Origin of the sequence: Flavobacterium luminosum (genome assembly GCF_023635005.1) — a bacterium.
In the GTDB taxonomy this organism is placed as follows: domain Bacteria; phylum Bacteroidota; class Bacteroidia; order Flavobacteriales; family Flavobacteriaceae; genus Flavobacterium; species Flavobacterium luminosum.
This window is the reverse complement of sequence record NZ_JAMLJM010000002.1, coordinates 272351-292130: the sequence shown is the minus strand read 5'-3', so window position 1 is coordinate 292130 and position 19780 is coordinate 272351. Positions and strand designations below refer to the sequence as shown.

Annotated in this window: 17 protein-coding genes; 10 read left to right on the top strand and 7 right to left on the bottom strand. The window is 34.5% G+C overall.

Annotation, left to right across the window (positions count from 1 at the left end; translation table 11 throughout):
• Positions 1-36 precede the first annotated feature (36 nt).
• The 4 genes from lon to NAT50_RS04555 form a co-directional block, all read right to left on the bottom strand.
• Positions 37-2487: an endopeptidase La gene (gene lon, locus NAT50_RS04570; RefSeq protein WP_250591896.1), complete on the bottom strand. Its 2451-nt coding sequence runs from the start codon at positions 2485-2487 to the stop codon at positions 37-39.
• Positions 2488-2682: 195 nt separating this feature from the next.
• Positions 2683-3351: a hypothetical protein gene (locus NAT50_RS04565; RefSeq protein ID WP_250591895.1), complete on the bottom strand. Its 669-nt coding sequence runs from the start codon at positions 3349-3351 to the stop codon at positions 2683-2685.
• Positions 3352-3384: 33 nt separating this feature from the next.
• Positions 3385-4680 carry an MFS transporter gene (locus tag NAT50_RS04560; protein ID WP_250591893.1) on the bottom strand — a complete coding sequence of 432 codons (1296 nt, stop codon included), beginning with the start codon at positions 4678-4680 and terminating at the stop codon, positions 3385-3387.
• 68 nt (positions 4681-4748) lie between these two features.
• Positions 4749-5561, bottom strand: coding sequence for a M48 family metallopeptidase (locus NAT50_RS04555; protein WP_250591891.1), 813 nt, complete (start codon positions 5559-5561; stop codon positions 4749-4751).
• A 138-nt stretch (positions 5562-5699) separates the two neighbouring features.
• Between NAT50_RS04555 and NAT50_RS04550 the strand changes: the two genes are divergently transcribed.
• From NAT50_RS04550 to NAT50_RS04515, 8 genes are all read left to right on the top strand, one after another.
• Positions 5700-6554 (top strand): alpha/beta hydrolase, encoded by an 855-nt coding sequence (locus tag NAT50_RS04550; protein WP_250591889.1) that lies wholly within the window; start codon positions 5700-5702, stop codon positions 6552-6554.
• Positions 6555-6639: 85 nt separating this feature from the next.
• Positions 6640-7029, top strand: a complete 390-nt coding sequence (gene msrB / locus NAT50_RS04545) for a peptide-methionine (R)-S-oxide reductase MsrB (protein ID WP_250592030.1) — start codon at positions 6640-6642, stop codon at positions 7027-7029.
• A gap of 65 nt (positions 7030-7094) precedes the next feature.
• Positions 7095-8867, top strand: coding sequence for an AMP-dependent synthetase/ligase (locus tag NAT50_RS04540; protein ID WP_250591887.1), 1773 nt, complete (start codon positions 7095-7097; stop codon positions 8865-8867).
• A gap of 188 nt (positions 8868-9055) precedes the next feature.
• Positions 9056-9523: a MarR family winged helix-turn-helix transcriptional regulator gene (locus NAT50_RS04535; RefSeq protein ID WP_250591885.1), complete on the top strand. Its 468-nt coding sequence runs from the start codon at positions 9056-9058 to the stop codon at positions 9521-9523.
• A complete protein-coding gene (locus tag NAT50_RS04530; protein WP_250591883.1) occupies positions 9507-11897 on the top strand; it encodes a 3-hydroxyacyl-CoA dehydrogenase/enoyl-CoA hydratase family protein in 2391 nt (796 codons plus the stop codon). The genes NAT50_RS04535 and NAT50_RS04530 overlap by 17 nt, the downstream gene beginning before the upstream one ends.
• 77 nt (positions 11898-11974) lie before the next feature.
• Positions 11975-13156 carry an acetyl-CoA C-acyltransferase gene (locus NAT50_RS04525; RefSeq protein ID WP_250591881.1) on the top strand — a complete coding sequence of 394 codons (1182 nt, stop codon included), beginning with the start codon at positions 11975-11977 and terminating at the stop codon, positions 13154-13156.
• Between the two features lie 40 nt (positions 13157-13196).
• Entirely contained in the window at positions 13197-13553 is a 357-nt protein-coding gene (locus NAT50_RS04520) for a four helix bundle protein (protein WP_250591880.1), read from the top strand.
• 45 nt (positions 13554-13598) lie between these two features.
• Positions 13599-15395, top strand: a complete 1797-nt coding sequence (locus NAT50_RS04515) for an acyl-CoA dehydrogenase family protein (RefSeq protein WP_250591879.1) — start codon at positions 13599-13601, stop codon at positions 15393-15395.
• Positions 15396-15558: 163 nt separating this feature from the next.
• On the opposite strand, the gene NAT50_RS04510 is transcribed toward NAT50_RS04515, so the two are convergent.
• Complete coding sequence (locus NAT50_RS04510) at positions 15559-16239, bottom strand: superoxide dismutase (protein WP_250591878.1); 681 nt, start codon at positions 16237-16239, stop codon at positions 15559-15561.
• A gap of 202 nt (positions 16240-16441) precedes the next feature.
• On the opposite strand from NAT50_RS04510, the gene NAT50_RS04505 reads away from it, so the two are divergent.
• Positions 16442-17644, top strand: coding sequence for an LETM1-related biofilm-associated protein (locus NAT50_RS04505; protein ID WP_250591877.1), 1203 nt, complete (start codon positions 16442-16444; stop codon positions 17642-17644).
• Here NAT50_RS04505 and NAT50_RS04500 read toward each other — a convergent pair.
• Positions 17637-18116 (bottom strand): Dps family protein, encoded by a 480-nt coding sequence (locus NAT50_RS04500; RefSeq protein ID WP_250591876.1) that lies wholly within the window; start codon positions 18114-18116, stop codon positions 17637-17639. The two genes, NAT50_RS04505 and NAT50_RS04500, sit on opposite strands and share 8 nt — an antisense overlap.
• A 97-nt stretch (positions 18117-18213) precedes the next feature.
• Between NAT50_RS04500 and NAT50_RS04495 the strand changes: the two genes are divergently transcribed.
• The gene (locus NAT50_RS04495) at positions 18214-19155 is read left to right on the top strand and encodes a LysR substrate-binding domain-containing protein (RefSeq protein ID WP_250591875.1); all 942 of its coding nucleotides are present in this window, start codon (positions 18214-18216) and stop codon (positions 19153-19155) included.
• A gap of 416 nt (positions 19156-19571) precedes the next feature.
• Here NAT50_RS04495 and NAT50_RS04485 read toward each other — a convergent pair whose 3' ends face one another.
• Positions 19572-19769 (bottom strand): hypothetical protein, encoded by a 198-nt coding sequence (locus NAT50_RS04485; protein WP_250591871.1) that lies wholly within the window; start codon positions 19767-19769, stop codon positions 19572-19574.
• Positions 19770-19780 lie beyond the last annotated feature (11 nt).

Sequence of the window (19780 nt, the reverse complement as noted above, 5' to 3'; positions counted from 1 at the left end):
TAAAAAAAACGGCTAAAAAATTAGCCGTTTCCTCTTTTATAATTTTTTTGCGTTCTTGACTTTGTCTTTTGTTATGGCAATTTCGAGAACTTCGGTCATTTCATTCACATAATGAAAGGTCAAACCTTCTATATATTCCGGTTTAATTTCATCGATATCTCGCTTATTTTCAATACACAGAATGATCTCTTTGATTTTAGCTCTTTTGGCTGCTAAGATTTTTTCTTTGATTCCTCCTACTGGCAACACTTTTCCTCTAAGGGTGATTTCTCCAGTCATGGCCAAATGTTTTTTCACTTTTCGTTGCGTCAACAATGATACCAACGACGTTAACATTGCAATACCTGCACTTGGACCATCCTTAGGCGTTGCCCCTTCCGGAATATGGACGTGGATATTATGTTTCGCAAAAATTTCAGGATTAATACCTAATCTCTCGGCATTTGCTTTTACGTATTCCATAGCAATGGTAATGGATTCTTTCATCACCGTTCCCATATTTCCGGTAAAAGTCAAAGAACCTTTACCTTCGGATATAATAGATTCGATGAATAAAATATCTCCTCCAACACTTGTCCAAGCCAATCCGGTAACTACTCCAGCCGTTTCGTTATTTTCGTACTTGTCTCTTTCTAATTTTGGAGCACCTAGAATCGTTACAATATCTTGATCCGTTAATTTTACGTTGTACTCTTCTTCCAACGCGATAGACTTAGCGGCATGACGTACGACTTGGGCAATCTTTTTCTCTAAACCACGAACTCCTGATTCACGGGTATATCCTTCTACAATTTTCTCGATTTGTTTTTTCCCGATAGACAATTGTTTAGACGTTAATCCGTGTTCTTTGATCTGTTTAGGAACCAAATGTTGTTTGGCAATTTCTATTTTTTCCTCGATGGTATAACCTGTCATGGTGATAATCTCCATACGGTCACGCAAAGCGGGCTGAACATTAGCAATGTTATTAGAAGTTGCTATGAATAGAACTTTCGACAAATCGTAACCCATTTCTAGGAAATTGTCGTAAAACTCTTTGTTTTGTTCAGGATCAAGTACTTCTAATAATGCCGAAGACGGATCTCCTTGATGACTTACCGATAACTTATCTATCTCATCTAAAATAAATACAGGGTTTGATGTTCCAGCTTTCTTTAGACTTTGTATAATTCTTCCCGGCATAGCACCGATATAGGTTTTACGATGTCCTCTGATTTCAGCTTCATCGCGCAAACCACCTAAAGACATACGAACATATTCACGATCTAAAGCTTCGGCTATAGATTTTCCTATTGATGTTTTACCCACTCCCGGAGGTCCTGTAAAACATAAAATAGGAGATTTCATATCGTTTCGAAGTTTTAGAACCGCCAAATGCTCTATTACTCTTTTCTTTACATCTTCTAAACCAAAATGGTCTCTATCTAGAATTTGTTGTGCACGTTTTAGATCGAAATTATCTTTAGAATACTTATTCCATGGTAACTCTAAAAACAATTCTAAATAGTTGCGTTGAATACCAAAATCCGGAGAATTAGGGTTGGTACGTTGCAATTTTGAAATTTCTTTATCGAAATGTTTTCTTGTTTTAGCATCCCAATCCATTTCGGATGCTTTTTTACGCATTTCTTCAATTTCAGCTTCATGTGAAACACCTCCCAACTCTTCCTGAATGGTTTTCATTTGCTGTTGCAAGAAATATTCACGTTGCTGCTGATCTAAATCGAAACGTACTTTTGATTGAATATCGTTCTTCAATTCTAATTTCTGTAACTCGATATTCATGAATTTCAAGGCACTTAGCGCTCTTTCCTTTAAATCATTTTCTTCCAACAACGCTTGTTTTTCTGTTGCTGAAAGATTCATATTAGATGACACAAAGTTTACTAGGAAAGGATTGCTTTCTATGTTTTTAATAGCAAATGTAGCCTCTGTTGGAATATTTGGACTTTCCTTGATAATTTGAATAGCCAATTCACGAACCGAATCGATAATAGCTTGAAATTCTTTATCGTTTTTCTTAGGTCTTAGCTCCTCCACTTCTTTTATCGTCGCTCTGATGTAAGGCTCTGTTGTGGTAACTGTATCTATTTCGAAACGCTTTTTACCTTGAAGAATAACCGTTACGTTTCCATCAGGCATTTTTAAAACGCGAAGAATTCGTGCCACCGTACCCACTTTGTGGATTTGACTTTCGTTTGGATCCTCATCTTCTTCATTCTTTTGAGAAACAACACCAATAATTTTATCCGAATTACTTGCATCGTTAATCAATTTAATAGATTTATCTCTTCCTGCCGTAATAGGAATTACAACACCAGGAAACAAAACCGTATTTCGCAATGGAAGAATAGGTAAATCAACCGGTAATTTTTCGTTATTCATTTCCTCCTCATCTTCTGGAGTGAGTAGAGGAATTAAATCTGCTTCATGATCTAACTCTTGAAGTGACAAACTGTCAAGCGTATGTATTTTTTGTTGAGACATAGTATAATTTAAGTCATTTTGTCATTAAACATTAACTGGTTTAGTTAAAACAATGGAGCAATAAAACCAGCCATTCTACTGAAAATCAAGAGCAATGAAACCATTGCAGTTTTTCAGCATTAAAGATTAGTCAAGTTCTATGCCATAAAAAAATTCCGAGGTTAATCGGAATTTTTAATGATTGCGTTTGTGAATTTAGTTTAATGTATAATTAATTAATTCACTGGTGCTGATAGTTCCGTCTATTGTCGTTATTGATTTTACAACCCCAACGTCTTTAGCAAACCAATAGTTAGTTTCTGTTTTGGTTCCATTAATATCAATTTTGACATTTGTTTGGATTACCTCATCATAATTCACATCTTGTACATTTACCGAAACTCCTTTTTCAATTATTTTTCCAGTAACTGTAACGGGTAAAGATTGAGATCCTTGACCATAAACCTTAATTGTTAATTTAAAATTTTGTGTCCAAGTTTGATTTACCTCTAAATCATCTTGCAGAATAATTACTTCCATGGGGGAAACCTCTGCATTGTAAATTGGCATTTCAAAAGCCGTTCTTGTAAAATATTTTGCCCCTGATTTAGCAAACCACGATTCAACAGGATAGCCCAACTCTTCAGACTCTTTTTGAGTGTCTATTTTATAGTATGTTTTATTATTTAAATTTTCTTTCTCAATGATGTGCATCTCATCGATTTGATCATTCTGATCCAGATATGACCATTTATTGTTAATTGCCATAGGCAAATAATTTCCGGTTGAAGTTCCATTATTTGCATCATCATTACTACATGAGGTCAAGAATAAAAATGACACGGAAAAAAAAGCAAAAGCTAGTTTAGTTAATTTAGTTTTCATTTATTTTGATTTAAAATTTGTTTGAATTGAATTTTATTGCTTTCTACCAGGAACTCTCAGTAATAAGAGTACTCCTATCACAAAAAATACTCCCAGAAAAACAATTGAATTTCTCATAGAATCTGTAACCTGATCTATAATCCCATAAACAGACATCCCTATTACGATTCCTATTTTTTCTGTAACGTCATAAAAGCTGAAATAAGACGCTGTATCTGGAGTCTCAGGCAAATACTTAGAATAAGTAGAACGCGCCAAGGACTGAATCCCTCCCATGACTAATCCAACAAAACCTGCTGTGGCATAAAATTCATTGGGCGTTTCTACGAAAAAAGCAAAACCACATAGGGCAGCCCAGAACATGTTTAAAAAAATAAGTACTCTCAAATTTCCAAATTTACCGGAAGCTCGTGAAGTTAAAAAAGCTCCCAAAACAGCAACTATTTGAATTACTAAAATACTTATAATTAAACCTGTGGTTTTTTGACTCTCCGTTTCCCATGCAATTTCTTCGGCTCCAAAATAAGTGGCAATAAGCATTACTGTTTGTACCGCCATGATAAAAACAAAATAACTTGCCAAATATCTTTTTAAAACCAAATTTTGCCTCACTTCTTTCCATACTTTGATTAACTCGTGATAACCATCCAATACCACGGCTCTGGTTACTTTATGACCGGTAGCTACTCCCTTAGGCAAATAATGATACGTAACATGACTGAAACCTATCCACCAAATACCCACCATTACAAAGGAGTATCGCATCATTTCTATTTTCTCTTCATCCGGCACCAACATTACCATAGCCAGATTTAAAATTAGTAAGATCGTACTTCCAATGTACCCCATAGAAAATCCACGAGCACTTACCTTATCCTGCTGTTCTGGATAAGCTATATCCGGAAGGTATGAATTATAAAAAACAAGGCTTCCCCAAAAACCTATCAGACCTAACAGATATGCGGTATAACTTAAAAAGAAATTGTCAACATTAAACCAATATAAACTAATACAAGACAACCCTCCCAAATAACAAAAAAAGCGAAGAAAAGCTAGTTTATTTCCAACATAATCGGCTATCCCAGACAAAATTGGAGACATTAATGCTACTAACAAAAAAGCTAATGCTGTAACAAAGGTAATCATTGCTGTATCTTTGAAATGATATCCAAAGACGTCAACATAATCTCGATTTTCGATTTTAAAAATGGCTTCGTAAAAAATTGGAAAAATAGCTGAAGTAATAACTAAACTATAAACTGAATTTGCCCAATCATAGAAAGCCCAGGCATTCAGAAGTTTTGGATCTCCTTTTGGAAATTGACTCATAATGTATTTTTTGAAAATAAAAAAACTCCTACTTAGTAGGAGCTTCGAAAATACACTTTTTTCTTTATTTATTTGGATTTAGCATTAAATTTTGCTGCTTCCTCTTTTACTTGAGGAATCCAAGATTTTAAGTTATCTATACGGGTTTGGTTACTTGGGTGAGTACTTAAAAATTCTGGAGGAGTTTGACCTCCCGACATAGCACTCATTCTTTCCCAAACTTGAACAGCACTTTCTGGAGTATATCCTGCTATAGTCATTAACAACAAACCAATCTTATCAGCTTCCGTCTCATGGGTACGACTAAAAGGCAACATTCCTCCTACTTGGCTTCCTACCCCATAGGCTTGCATCCATGCTTGCTGAGCTTCGGGTGATTTATCTTTAGTGGCCAACGCCACTGCCACTCCGCCTGCTTGTTGAATTAATCCAGCACTCATTCGTTGTTGTCCATGATTCGCTAAAGCATGAGCTACTTCATGACCTAAGACAGCTGCCAAACCAGCATCATCCTTTGTAATTGGTAAAATACCCGTGTATACCACAATTTTACCACCTGGCATACACCAAGCGTTTACTTCTTTACTATCAACTAATTTATATTCCCATTTATAGTCTTTCAAATAGTCAATATTACCATTAGCGTTTAACCAACGCTCTGAAGCTACTTTAATTTTGTTAGCTACAGACTCTACACGCATAGCGTCTTTGGTTCCTGTAACTACTTTGTTCTCAGACAAAAATTGGCTGTATTGTTGAAATGACATTGGGAAAATCTCGCTATCTGGCACCAAAGCCATCGTTTTCTGTCCAGTAAATGGATTAGTAGTACAAGAATAAGCTAAGATCAAAAGCCCTACAGATGCTATTATTTTTTTCATGTTTTATTAATTTGATATTTAGTGATGCTACCTTAAAAGTAATAAATTTTACAAAAATACTTTCTAAAATTATCATAATTTTAAGAGTCAAATTTCGTACCAAATTGTAAATTGCATTACCATTTAAAATAAAAAAAATTGAAATCTAAGAAGCATCAAGGAATTGAGGTTCCTAAACCATTAAAATACAGTTTAAAACTAGTTGAATTTTTTTCAGAGGACTTAGTTACCAGATTAGCCACTAAAATTTTCACCACTCCCATAAAGCACAAAACTCCAAAACGAGAACATGAAATGGACAAAAATTCGAAACAAGAAAAAGTTTTTGTTCCGAAAATCAATAAAGAAATAGTTACTTATCTTTATGGCAATAGTGAAAAGAAGATTTTATTAGTTCACGGATGGTCCGGAAGAGGAACGCAATTAGTAAAAATAGCTGATGAACTTCTAAAACAAGGATATGCAACCATTAGTTTTGATGCTCCCGGTCACGGAAAATCATCAAGTTCGTCAACTATTATGACCGAATTTATTGCTTCAATTTTAGAATTAGAAAAGAAATACGGACCTTTTGATTATGCTATAGGACATTCTTTAGGAGGCATGTCGGTACTGAATGCTGTCAAACAAGGACTCAATGTTAAAAAAGCTGTAGTGATTGGCAGTGGAGATAAAATTACAGATATCTTAATTGATTTTGTAGACAAATTAGGTTTAAAACATAGTATCGTCAATAAAATGAAAATGTTTTTTGAACAGAAATTCGGAGTTCCAATGGAAGACTACGCGGCTCATGAAGCAGCCAAGAAAGTAAACATCCCAACATTAGTCATTCACGATGAAGAAGATAACGATGTTCCCGTTTTTTGCGCACACAACATTCATAAACATTTGTCCGACGGTCAAATTATGATTACCAAAAAATTGGGTCACAGAAAAATACTAGGAGATCCAGCTGTTATTACCAAAATAATTTCTTTTATCCATGAATAGTTTACTAAAAATCACATTTTTAATAATTTTATCTTTTATGACTTCTTGTCACGGACAAGAGAAAAAAGAATATACCAAAAAACCTATGAAATACACGATTGAAAAAACAGATGCCGAATGGAAAGCGCAATTAGGAGAAGAACGTTATAGAATTCTTCGCTTAAAAGGAACCGAATATGCTCACACTGGAGAATATAATCTTCATTTTGAAAAAGGTACCTATGTGTGTGGCGGATGTCAAGAACCTCTCTTTGAGAGTGATTCTAAATTTGAATCAAACTGTGGATGGCCTTCATTTGATGAAGCGATTCCGGGAAAAATTGAGTACAAAGCAGACAATAGCTTCGGTATGAAGCGTGTAGAAATTCTTTGTGCTCGATGCGGAGGCCACTTAGGTCATATTTTTGATGACGGTCCTACTGAAACAGGAAAACGGTTTTGTGTGAATTCTCTATCAATAGATTTTAAAAAATAACAAAAAATTGATATTTTTATTAAATTTATTTACATTGCAAACCATATAACCTAGCCATAACTATAATGACCAAAATTACAAGACTTTTTGATTTTCCTTATTATCAACTGGAAAACAACAATTTACCTGATGCCCTAGTAACAAAATACAATGGCGAATGGGTAAAAACATCTACACAACAATATATTGACCAAGCCAATACATTATCCCGTGCCTTTTTAAAATTAGGGGTTCAGAAAAACGATAAGATCGCTATCATTTCTTCCAATAATAGAACCGAATGGAATATTACTGATATTGGTGTTCTTCAAACGGGTGCGCAAACGGTTCCAATTTACCCAACCATCTCAGAAGAAGATTACCAATACATTTTAAACCATTCTGAATCTACATATTGTATTGTGTCGGATATCGAGGTTTTAAACAAGATTAATGCGATAAAAAACAATGTACCTTCTTTAAAGGATGTTTACACCTTCGATGAAATTCCAGGAGAAAAAAATTTGAAAGATTTATTATCCTTGGGAGAAGACACTTCGAACCAAAATGAAGTAGAAGATCGCAAAAACAGTGTAACAACTGATAATTTGGCTACCATAATTTATACCTCCGGAACTACCGGAAAACCAAAAGGTGTAATGCTTTCGCACAAAAACATTGTTTCTAATGTATTAGATAGTTCAAAAAGAATTCCTTTTGAATCGGGTAATGTGAGTGCTTTAAGTTTCTTGCCGGTTTGTCACATTTTTGAGCGAATGATTTTGTATTTATACCAATATTATGGTATTTCGATTTATTATGCAGAATCTATCGAAAAAATGAGCGACAACCTAAAAGAGGTTAAACCTAAGGTAATGTCGGCTGTTCCAAGACTTCTAGAAAAAGTATATGACAAAATTTATGCAAAAGGAACTGAACTTACAGGACTTAAAAAGAAAATCTTCTTTTGGGCAATCGATTTAGGATTACGCTACGAACCTTATGGAGCTAATGGTTTTTGGTATGAATTTCAACTTAAAATTGCACGAAAATTAATATTCAGCAAGTGGAAAGAAGCCCTTGGTAACCGATTAGAATTAATGGTTTCTGGTAGTGCAGCGCTTCAACCTAGATTAACTCGTGTTTTCGCAGCAGCTGGAATCCCTATCATGGAAGGATATGGATTAACCGAAACATCACCTGTTATCGCTGTAAACGACATGAGAAATCATGGTTTCAAAATCGGAACAGTAGGAAAAATACTAGATAACGTAGAAGTAAAAATCGCTGAAGATGGTGAAATTCTTTGCAAAGGCCCTAATGTAATGCTTGGCTATTACAAAGATGAAAAATTGACTTCGGAAGTGATTGTAAACGGTTATTTTCATACAGGAGATATTGGAGAAGTGGATAGTGAAGGTTTCTTAAAAATAACCGACCGTAAAAAAGAAATGTTCAAAACTTCTGGTGGAAAGTACATCGCGCCTCAAATTCTTGAAAATACTATGAAACAATCACGCTTCATAGAGCAAATCATGGTGATTGGTGAAGGTCAAAAAATGCCAGCAGCTATAATCCAACCTAGTTTCGATTTTATCAAAGAATGGGCTCAAATTCATAAAATTAATCTAGGAGCTACTAATGAAGAAATTGTAAACAATCCGAAAGTTATTGAAAGAATTGCTCAAGAAGTTGATACACTAAATACTAAATTCGGGAATTGGGAAAAAATCAAACGTTTTGAATTAACGCCAGATATCTGGTCAATCGAGGAAGGACATTTAACTCCTACCCTAAAATTAAAGCGTAAAGTAATCCTTGAAAAATATAAAGGACTATACGAAAAAATATACAACTAGAAATCTAGCAAAAGTTTAAAAGCTAAATCGTTTAGATTAATTAGTTATTAATAATTTAATATAGTACCCCCTAAAACTCCCTTAAACAAAGGGAGTTTTTTTATTTTCTATAAATTCCTCTAATTTTTTTTACAATTTATTATGCATGCATAATATTTTTTATTACTTTTGGAATATTAGAATCATTTATGAAAGATAAAACTATAGATTATGTACTACGAGCAACTTGGCAAGCGGTTTCACGTATGTACAACGAAGAAGCTACTAAATATGGTGGTTCAATGGCTGTAGGATTTGCTCTTTTAAGTATCGACAAAGAAGAAGGGACTCCTTCTACCTTTATAAGTAGTAGAATGGGAATGGAACCAACCAGTTTAACCCGAACGCTGAAATCGATGGAAGAAAAAGGCTTAATATACCGTAGACCCAACCCAGCTGATGGAAGAGGTGTTTTGATTTACTTAACGGAAGAAGGAAAAGAAAAAAGAGAATTATCAAAACAAACGGTACTTAAATTCAATGAAACAGTCAGAAACAATATTTCAGAAGAAAAATTAAATCATTTTTTAGAAGTTACCGAAATTATAAACGAATTAATACAAGACAAAAAAATATACAATCAACCAGAAGTACTAAATGATGAAAAGAGTAATTAAAAAAGTTGCAGTTGTCGGATCCGGAATTATGGGATCAGGCATTGCTTGTCATTTTGCCAACATCGGTGTCGAAGTTTTACTTTTAGACATTGTCCCTCGCGAATTAAACGAGGCGGAGCAAAAAAAAGGTTTAACATTGGACGATAAAGCAGTCCGTAACCGTATCGTAAATGATAGTTTAACGAACGCTTTAAAATCGAAACCCTCTCCTATTTATCATCCAAAATTTGCAGACCGTATAACCACGGGTAATCTTACGGATGATATTGCAAAAATTGCAACTGTAGATTGGATAATTGAAGTAGTTGTTGAAAGATTAGACATTAAAAAATCGGTTTTCGAGCAAATTGATGCACACAGAAAACCTGGAACTCTTGTTACTTCTAACACTTCAGGTATTCCTATCCATTTTATGAGCGAAGGCCGAAGCGAAGATTTCCAAAAACATTTCTGTGGAACACACTTCTTTAACCCAGCTCGTTATTTGAAATTATTTGAAATTATTCCTGGTCCAAAAACTTCACAAGATGTATTGGATTTCTTAAATAACTATGGGGAACAATTCTTAGGAAAAACATCGGTAGTAGCAAAAGATACCCCAGCTTTTATTGGTAACCGCATCGGAATCTTCGGAATCATGAGCTTATTCCACCAAGTAAAAGAAATGGGATTAACTATTGAAGAAGTTGATAAATTAACCGGTCCTGTAATTGGTCGCCCTAAATCGGCTACTTTCCGTACAGTTGATGTCGTTGGGTTAGATACTTTAGTACACGTTGCTAACGGTCTTTACGAAAACTGCCCTAACGATGAAGCTCACGAATTATTCAAACTTCCTGATTTCATCAACAAAATGATGGAAAACAAATGGTTAGGAAGCAAAACCGGACAAGGTTTCTACAAAAAAGAAGGAAAAGATATTCTTTCGTTAGACTTAAATACTTTAGAATATCGTCCCAATAAAAAAGCGTCGTTTGCTACCCTAGAAATGACAAAAACGATTGAAAAACCAATCGATAGATTCAGAGTATTAGTAAAAGGAACTGACAGAGCCGGTGAATTCTACCGCAAAAACTTCTCTGCTATGTTTGCTTATGTATCTAACAGAGTTCCTGAAATTACTGATGATTTCTACAAAATTGACGATGCAATGAAAGCTGGTTTTGGATGGGAAAATGGTCCATTTGAAATTTGGGATGCTATCGGTGTAGAAAAAGGTATCGAAATGATGAAGGCCGAAGGTTATGCTCCTGCTGCATGGGTAACAGAAATGTTAGCTTCTGGCAACACCTCTTTCTATACTGTTAAAGAAGGTGCAACAAATTATTATAACACTGCTTCAAAATCACAAGTAAAAGTACCTGGACAAGACGCATTTATCATCTTAAACAACATCCGCGAAAGCAAAAAAGTTTGGGGAAATGCAGATTGTACAGTACACAATATCGGCGATGGAATCTTAAACTTAGAATTCCATTCTAAAATGAATACTATTGGTGGTGGTGTGTTGACAGGAATCAACAAAGCCATTGATTTAGCTGAAAAAGAATACAACGGTTTAGTAATTGGTAACCAAGCGGCTAATTTCTCAGTTGGTGCTAACATCGGTATGATTTTCATGATGGCTGTTGAGCAAGAATACGATGAATTGAACATGGCTATCAAAATGTTCCAAGACACTATGATGCGTGCTCGTTATTCTTCCATTCCAGTAATTGCTGCGCCTCACGGAATGACTTTAGGTGGTGGTTGTGAGCTTTCAATGCATGCTGATAAAGTGGTAGCTGCTGCTGAAACTTACATCGGTTTAGTAGAATTTGGTGTAGGTGTAATCCCTGGTGGTGGTGGTTCTAAAGAAATGGCTTTAAGAGCTGCTGACACTTTCCGTAAAAACGACGTTGAATTGAACGTTTTACAAGAGTACTTCTTAACTATTGGTATGGCAAAAGTAGCCACTTCGGCATACGAAGCATTCGATTTAGGAATCTTACAAAAAGGTAAAGACATAGTTGTTGTGAACAAAGACCGTCAAATTGCTGAAGCTAAAAAACACGCTTTATTAATGGCTGAAGCAGGTTATACACAACCAGCGAAACGTAAAGATATCAAAGTTTTAGGAAAACAAGCGTTAGGTATGTTCTTGGTAGGAACTGATCAAATGGTAGCTGGTCAATACATTTCGGAACACGACCAAAAAATTGCCAATAAATTAGCTTACGTTATGGCGGGTGGAGATTTATCTGAACCAACATTAGTAACTGAACAATATTTATTGGATTTAGAAAGAGAAGCTTTCTTATCTCTTTGTACAGAAAGAAAAACATTGGAGCGTATCCAATTTATGTTAACTAAAGGAAAACCGCTTAGAAATTAGAAACAAGAACAAAGAAGCAAGAACAAAGACAATTTCTTTCCTCTTTTCTCTTTCTTCTTTTCTCTAAAAAAAAAAATATGAAAACAGCATATATAGTAAAAGGATATAGAACAGCCGTAGGTAAAGCACCTAAAGGAGTGTTCCGTTTCAAAAGACCTGACGAATTAGCCGCTGAAACCATTGAACATATGATGGCGCAATTACCAGGTTTTGACAAAACAAGAATTGATGACGTAATGGTAGGTAATGCGATGCCAGAGGCAGAACAAGGGCTTAACGTAGGTCGTTTAATTTCATTAATGGGATTAAAAGTGACTGATGTTCCGGGTGTAACCGTGAACCGTTACTGTGCATCGGGTTTAGAAACTATCGGAATGGCTACTGCAAAAATTCAAGCAGGAATGGCACATTGTATCATTGCCGGTGGTGCAGAAAGTATGAGTTATATTCCAATGGGAGGTTACAAACCTACTCCGGATTATAAAGCTGCTGCAGCTGGTCACGAAGACTACTACTGGGGAATGGGTTTAACTGCCGAAGCGGTAGCAAAACAATTCAATGTTTCTCGTGAAGATCAAGATGAGTTTGCGTACAACTCACACATGAAAGCCTTAAAAGCACAAGCGGAAGGTAAATTTGATGCTCAAATTGCACCTATCACTGTAGAACATACTTTCATTAACGAAGCCGGTAAAAAAGAAACCAAATCCTATACGGTAAATAAAGACGAAGGACCTCGTGCTGATACAAATGTAGCGGCACTAAACAAATTACGTCCAGTATTCGCTGCTGATGGTTCTGTAACTGCTGGTAACTCATCACAAATGAGTGACGGTGCTGCTTTCGTATTAATCATGAGCGAAGAAATGGTCAAAGAATTAAACTTAGAACCAATCGCTCGTTTGGTAAACTTTGCTTCTGCTGGTGTTGAGCCAAGAATCATGGGAATTGGTCCAGTAAAAGCGATTCCAAAAGCAGTACAACAAGCTGGTTTAAAGATTTCTGATATTGAATTAATCGAATTAAACGAAGCATTCGCATCACAATCTTTAGCCGTAATCCGTGAATTAGACTTAAATCCAGAAATCATCAACGTAAACGGAGGTGCTATTGCTTTAGGTCACCCTCTAGGATGTACAGGAGCTAAACTAACCGTTCAGTTATTCGACGAAATGAAACGTCGCGGCAACAAATACGGAATGGTAACCATGTGTGTGGGTACAGGACAAGGAACCGCGGGTATCTTTGAGCTATTGTAATTTTTTGAAGAGCAGAATAAAGAAAATAGAGAAAAGATTTATGAGCTTACGTCATAATTATAAAAATCTTAAAATTTGGCAAATTGCTATAGAAATAGCTAATGATATATCTGATATCCTTTTAGAATTTCCAAAACACGAAAGATTTGATTTAAGCTCACAAATAAGTAGATGTTCAGTATCTATTCCAAGTAATATTGCTGAAGGATCTGCTCGAACAGATAAATCCTTTAGTCATTTTATAGATATTGCTCTAGGCTCTTCTTTTGAATTAACAACTCAATTAATTGTTGCAAAACACAGAAAATACATAAACGAAATAATTTATAACCAATTAGAATCTAAAATAGAAGAATTTCAAAGAATGACTATGTCGTTTCAAAACGGTCTAAAATAGTCTATTTTCTTAGCTCTATTCTCTATTTTCTTAAAAATAAAAACTATGGAAGATATCACTAGAGGAGGACAATTCCTCGTTAAAGAGACAAAATGTGAAAATATTTTCACGCCGGAAGATTTTACGGAAGAACAAATCATGATGCGCGATTCTGTTAAAGAATTCGTTGACAAAGAATTATGGGCACACAAAGACAAATTTGAGAAAAAAGACTACGCTTATACTGAAGAGTGTATGCGCAAAGCTGGCGATCTTGGTTTCTTAGGTGTAGCGGTTCCTGAAGCTTATGGTGGATTAGGAATGGGATTTGTTTCTACAATGTTAACTTGTGATTACATTTCTGGAGCAACAGGTTCATTCTCTACTGCTTTTGGAGCTCATACAGGTATTGGTACCATGCCAATTACTTTATACGGAACTGAAGAACAAAAATTAAAATATGTTCCAAAATTAGCCTCTGGTGAATGGTTTGGTTCATACTGTTTAACAGAGCCAGGAGCTGGTTCTGATGCTAATTCAGGAAAAACCAAAGCAGAATTGACTGCTGATGGAAAATCATACAAAATCAACGGACAGAAAATGTGGATTTCCAATGCAGGTTTCTGTAATTTGATGATCGTTTTTGCTCGTATCGAAGACGATAAAAACATCACTGGTTTCATCGTTGAATACGATCCAGCAAACCCTAACGGAATCACTTTAGGTGAAGAAGAGCATAAATTAGGTATCCGTTCGTCTTCAACTCGTCAAGTGTTTTTCAACGATACTATTGTGCCTGCTGAAAACATGTTAGCTGGACGTGGTGAAGGTTTCAAAATTGCTATGAATGCCTTAAACGTAGGTCGTATCAAATTAGCGGCAGCTTGTTTAGATGCACAACGTCGTACGATCTCAGCAGCAGTTAAATATGCTAATGAGAGAGTACAATTTAAAACTCCTATCGCCAACTTTGGTGCTATTCAAGCTAAATTAGCTACCATGGCTACAAATGCTTATGTTGGTGAAGCTGCTTCTTACCGTGCGGCGAAATCAATTGAAGATAGAATTGAAGCTCGTGTGGCTGAGGGAACTTCTCACCAAGAAGCGGAATTAAAAGGAGTAGAAGAATTCGCTATCGAATGTTCTATCTTAAAAGTAGCGGTTTCTGAAGATATTCAAAACTGTTCTGATGAAGGAATCCAAATCTTTGGTGGTATGGGATTCTCGGAAGAAACACCTATGGAGTCTGCTTGGAGAGATGCTCGTATTGCTCGTATCTATGAAGGAACAAACGAAATTAACCGTATGCTTTCTGTAGGTATGTTAGTGAAAAAAGCCATGAAAGGTCATGTTGACTTATTAGGTCCTGCAATGAAAGTGGCTGAAGAATTAATGGGTATTCCTGATTTCGATACTCCTGATTACACAGAATTGTTTGCTGAAGAAAAAGAATTAATCGGTAAATTGAAAAAATCCTTTTTAATGGTTGCCGGTGCTGCGGTTCAAAAATTTGGTCCAGATTTAGAAGCACACCAACAATTATTAATGGCGGCTTCTGATATGTTAATTGAAATCTACATGGCAGAGTCTGGAATTTTACGTACTGAAAAATTAGCTAAAGCTAAAGGTGCAGAAAATGTAAAAGAACAAATCGCTATGGCTCAGTTATATTTATATAATGCTGTTGACATTATCTCTCAAAAAGGAAAAGAAGGAATTGTTTCTTTTGCTGAAGGTGATGAACAACGCATGATGCTAATGGGATTACGTCGTTATACAAAATACGTTAACATGCCTAACGTAGTAAAATTACGTGAGACTATTGCTGCAAAATTAATAGCAGAAAACACTTACTGCTTTTAATCCCTTTAAATTTTAATTAGTTAGATAAAAAGCCACAGTAGTAAATTACTATTGTGGTTTTTTTATTTCTACGATTTAACAAATGACTATAGATCGAATTCATTCTGCATAAAAACAAAAAAGGAGTCCTTTTGGGAACTCCTCTACTCTATTTTTTTAAAGGTTACTTATTTGCTTTAAGAGCCTCTTCGTAACGTTTGCTGATCTCCGTCCAATTCACCACATTCCAAATGTTATTTAAGTAATCAGCTCTTTTATTTTGATATTTCAAATAATAAGCATGCTCCCAAACATCGATTCCAAAAACAGGAATACCTCTTTGTTCCGCTACATCCATTAATGGATTATCTTGATTTGGTGTAGACGAGATGGCTAACTTGTTGTCTTTTGTTACATACAACCATGCCCAACCTGATCCAAAACGACTCATAGCAGCTGCGTTTAGTTTTTCTTTTAAAACCTCTAGTGTTCCAAAGCTTTCTTTAACCGCTTTTTCTAATTCAGGAGACATTTTAGTGTTTTTCTCTGGAGTAAGTACAGACCAGAACAATTCGTGATTATAGTGACCGCCACCATTGTTTCTAATCGCTGGACTCATTTTAGAGACATTGGCAAAAATCTCAACCAATGACATTTTTTCTGTAGTAGTTCCTGCTACCGCTTTATTTAAGTTGTTTACATAAGCTGCATGATGCTTGCTGTAATGAATTTCCATTGTTTGAGCATCAATGTAAGTTTCTAGAGCATTATAAGAATAAGGTAATGCTTTTTGGGTAAATTGAGCCGAAGCCGATACTGCTAATAATAAAACAGATGCGGATAATAATGATTTTATGTTTTTCATTTTACTATTTTTTTCTCTATAAAAGTAATTCGATTTTTTAAATCAACATGCTTTTTTAGCGAACTATTAACAGAAATTTAATTTAAAAAAAGTACAATTTAAAGAACGATAGCGCTCCTATTTCTGGATACTTTTGGTAAATCCCTGAAAAAATTGACAATGACATTTCAAAATGTTTAAATTTGCATTTTTATAATTCAATATGATCAATCCTTCAGTTCACGGTTGGGTAAAAAAATTTTTCTTTGAACAAAATTCGGAAGAACAGCCCCTCATAGAAGATGCCCGCTTGTTCTATGAAAACACTCGTGAAACAGGGTTTCTATTTGGTTATACCACCCACTTTGTTACTCAAATACCAATCGAAACAAAAGGTTGGACTACTTCGGAATTTTCTAAAATTGCCTTACTTAATACTCTTTTTGGCATCTACCAACTTTCCGAAAAGAACAGAGATCATGAAGAGTTCATCGTAAAATGTGTTCAGTTTTATGAAGAATTACATCCTAAAAGGATTGGACTTCTGGAAGCAATACTTCCAACCGATACTCTTTCCAATAAACTAGAAAAAATTCTTAGTTCACGGATTCAAACTAACGATAATATCATCAGTAAAAATTTCTCGCACATTCTAACCAATGCTTTGCTTTTTATAGATGTTTTGGCATTTAAAAAATATTTGGCTACTCAAGAAATTTCAACTAAATATTTAAAAAAAGCAGAAGAAATTATTATTACTGTGGTTAATTTGGCCTTAAAAACCAAAGAAAAGAAAACAAAATACGATGATTTATTACAGAAACTCTTCGAATCGTCTGTGCGGTATACCAAGTTCAATAAATCAGATTCTGACGTCTTAGAACACGTTAATTTTTCTTATTTTTCAGATGATTTTGAAAAATTTTACCTTATAGATATTGCCACTATGGCTATATGGAATGACGCTGAAATAGAAACTTCCGAAAAATATTTTCTCTATCAATTGGCTGAGAAATTTAATTCCTCAAATGATTTTGTTGACAAAAGTATCGCAGCAATGGCCGTTTTTATTTCAAAAAACAAGCAAGATATTCCATACTTTAATTACTCTAATCCTGTTAAACATTTTTACGATCAAACTACTCAAAATGTTCAAACCTTAGTTGCAAGGAACAAAGGAAGATTGCTAACGGAAATATCTCAAAGCAAAGAGTTAATGTTGCTCCTAACTCAATCGACCATCAGAGAATTGAATCAGGAAGAAAAGAAAAAGGTAAAAACCCAACTCCTAGACATTTGTAAAACCATACCCTCATTAACCATCTTTTTGGTCCCCGGAGGAAGTTTACTTTTGCCAATTTTGGTTAAGTTTATACCTCAATTATTACCTTCGGCCTTTAATGAAAATTTAGATAAAACTAAATAGTTTTTCCTAACCAAGCCGACATCATCCAGATTGTTTTCTCTTGTTCAGAAATAAAATCGCTCATCATTCCGTTGGTTCCTTCATCATCAATAGCGCCAGATTGTTTCAAGATTATTCTTTCCATTTTTAACAATTCAGACAATGAATTTACAATCAAATTTATGGCTTCCTCATCTTTAAAAATATTTTTTTCAATCTGAATTTTTGAATGTTCAATATAATCCGGAAAAGTATGAAACGGTGTTCCCCCAAGCGTTAGAATTCTTTCGGCAATCATGTCTATTTTCAATTGAGCATCATTGTATAATTCTTCAAATTTAAGATGCAAATCAAAAAAACTTTTACCACGAATGTTCCAATGCATTCCTCTCAAATTTTGATAATAAATCTGAAAGTTAGCCAACAAAATATTGAGTTCGTTAACTAAAATTTCAGTTTCTTTTTGCGGCAATCCAATACTATTAGTTTTCATAGTTTTAAAATTTATTTACAAATTTACTTGAAACTTTTCCAAAATAATTATAAATTAAATCGATAGTTTTTATATTTGTATCAAAATTGATTATACCATGACCATTACCCAATTACAATATGTTTTGGCAGTTGCCGAACACAAAAATTTTACTCTTGCCGCCGAAAAATGCTTTGTAACACAGCCGACACTAAGCATGCAAATTCAAAAAATTGAAGAAGAATTAGACATCATCATCTTTGACCGAAGTAAAAAACCTATTCAATTAACTGAAGTTGGTCAAAAAATTGTTGCTCAAGCAAAAAATATTGTAAATGAAGCCGATAGAATTCAAGATATTGTAGACCAACAAAAAGGATTCATAGGTGGTGAATTCCGCCTTGGAATAATCCCTACGGTAATGCCAACCTTACTACCTATGTTCCTGAATAATTTCATAAAAAAATATCCGAAAGTAAAATTGATTATTGAGGAATTGAATACCAATGAAATCATTACCAAACTCAAAAACGGACACTTAGATGCAGCAATCGCGGCCACTCCGTTAGAAGAAGAAAAAATAAAAGAAATTGTTTTATACTATGAACCTTTTATGGTTTATGTCCCACAACAGCATCCTAAATTCAACAAACATGAGTTGGAAATCACCGATTTGAATGTTGATGAAATCTTACTTTTACAAGACGGTCATTGTTTTAGAAATGGCATATTAAATCTGTGCAAAAGCAAATCAACCCATTCAGAATCAAAATTCCAAATTGAAAGTGGAAGTTTTGAAACCTTAATAAAACTAGCCGACGAAGGTTTAGGGATTACGCTTTTACCTTATTTACATACTTTAGATTTAAAAGAAAGCGACAAGCAGAAATTAAAACATTTTGTGGAGCCTAAACCGGCAAGAGAAATTAGCTTACTATTTCCAAAAAACGAATTAAAAATGCACATCACCGATGCGTTACGCAATACCATTTTGGGAGTTGTGCGCGGGGCTATAGCCTTTCAGAACGTAGAAATTATCAGTCCGTTACAGAAAAAATAAAAGGAGCTAAAAAGCTCCTAGTTAGGTTGGTTTGGTAATTTAATAAGTATCAACAATGTGAATACACTGTCTAAGTTCCGGTTTTTCGCTTGTGAAATACAACAGCCAATTTTTTAGATGTTCTAATTCATAAGGAAGTAAATTTCTAACAGCTTTTTTTAACTCTTTCATAAAAAGTTGAACGTCAAAGCTTACTTTTTCAAGTACATTTTTGGTGTAATCGTAAATCATTCAGGGCATAACTTACATTTTTAAAATGAAACACTTGTTGAAAACTCTTTTATAAAAATAGCTTTTTAAAACGATTAAGAGTAAAAAAAATCGATGAGATGTATTTTTTTTATAGATTTCAAAATAATTACTTACATAAATATATCATCTAAAATAAAAGGGAGCTTTACAGCTCCCTTTTTATACTATGATTTCAAATAAATTTCGCACTTTCTGAGTTCCGGTTTCCCTTGAGTAAATTTAAAAAACCACTCTGTTAATTCTTCCAATTCATACGGTAATAAGACTTTAACAGCTTTTTTTAATTCCTTCTTAAACAAAATAGGATCGAAACTCACTCTTTCCAGAATAGATTTCGTAAAACTTACCATTTGTCTTGTCATAATTATTATAT

What these genes read in the sequence shown, in the direction of transcription:
- lon (WP_250591896.1), bottom strand. Translation starts at nt 2,487, where the DNA reads ATGTCTCAACAAAAAATACATACGCTTGACAGTTTGTCACTTCAAGAG.
- NAT50_RS04565 (WP_250591895.1), bottom strand. Translation starts at nt 3,351, where the DNA reads ATGAAAACTAAATTAACTAAACTAGCTTTTGCTTTTTTTTCCGTGTCA.
- NAT50_RS04560 (WP_250591893.1), bottom strand. Translation starts at nt 4,680, where the DNA reads ATGAGTCAATTTCCAAAAGGAGATCCAAAACTTCTGAATGCCTGGGCT.
- NAT50_RS04555 (WP_250591891.1), bottom strand. Translation starts at nt 5,561, where the DNA reads ATGAAAAAAATAATAGCATCTGTAGGGCTTTTGATCTTAGCTTATTCT.
- msrB (WP_250592030.1), top strand. Translation starts at nt 6,640, where the DNA reads ATGAAATACACGATTGAAAAAACAGATGCCGAATGGAAAGCGCAATTA.
- NAT50_RS04540 (WP_250591887.1), top strand. Translation starts at nt 7,095, where the DNA reads ATGACCAAAATTACAAGACTTTTTGATTTTCCTTATTATCAACTGGAA.
- NAT50_RS04535 (WP_250591885.1), top strand. Translation starts at nt 9,056, where the DNA reads ATGAAAGATAAAACTATAGATTATGTACTACGAGCAACTTGGCAAGCG.
- NAT50_RS04530 (WP_250591883.1), top strand. Translation starts at nt 9,507, where the DNA reads ATGAAAAGAGTAATTAAAAAAGTTGCAGTTGTCGGATCCGGAATTATG.
- NAT50_RS04525 (WP_250591881.1), top strand. Translation starts at nt 11,975, where the DNA reads ATGAAAACAGCATATATAGTAAAAGGATATAGAACAGCCGTAGGTAAA.
- NAT50_RS04520 (WP_250591880.1), top strand. Translation starts at nt 13,197, where the DNA reads ATGAGCTTACGTCATAATTATAAAAATCTTAAAATTTGGCAAATTGCT.
- NAT50_RS04515 (WP_250591879.1), top strand. Translation starts at nt 13,599, where the DNA reads ATGGAAGATATCACTAGAGGAGGACAATTCCTCGTTAAAGAGACAAAA.
- NAT50_RS04510 (WP_250591878.1), bottom strand. Translation starts at nt 16,239, where the DNA reads ATGAAAAACATAAAATCATTATTATCCGCATCTGTTTTATTATTAGCA.
- NAT50_RS04505 (WP_250591877.1), top strand. Translation starts at nt 16,442, where the DNA reads ATGATCAATCCTTCAGTTCACGGTTGGGTAAAAAAATTTTTCTTTGAA.
- NAT50_RS04500 (WP_250591876.1), bottom strand. Translation starts at nt 18,116, where the DNA reads ATGAAAACTAATAGTATTGGATTGCCGCAAAAAGAAACTGAAATTTTA.
- NAT50_RS04495 (WP_250591875.1), top strand. Translation starts at nt 18,214, where the DNA reads ATGACCATTACCCAATTACAATATGTTTTGGCAGTTGCCGAACACAAA.
- NAT50_RS04485 (WP_250591871.1), bottom strand. Translation starts at nt 19,769, where the DNA reads ATGACAAGACAAATGGTAAGTTTTACGAAATCTATTCTGGAAAGAGTG.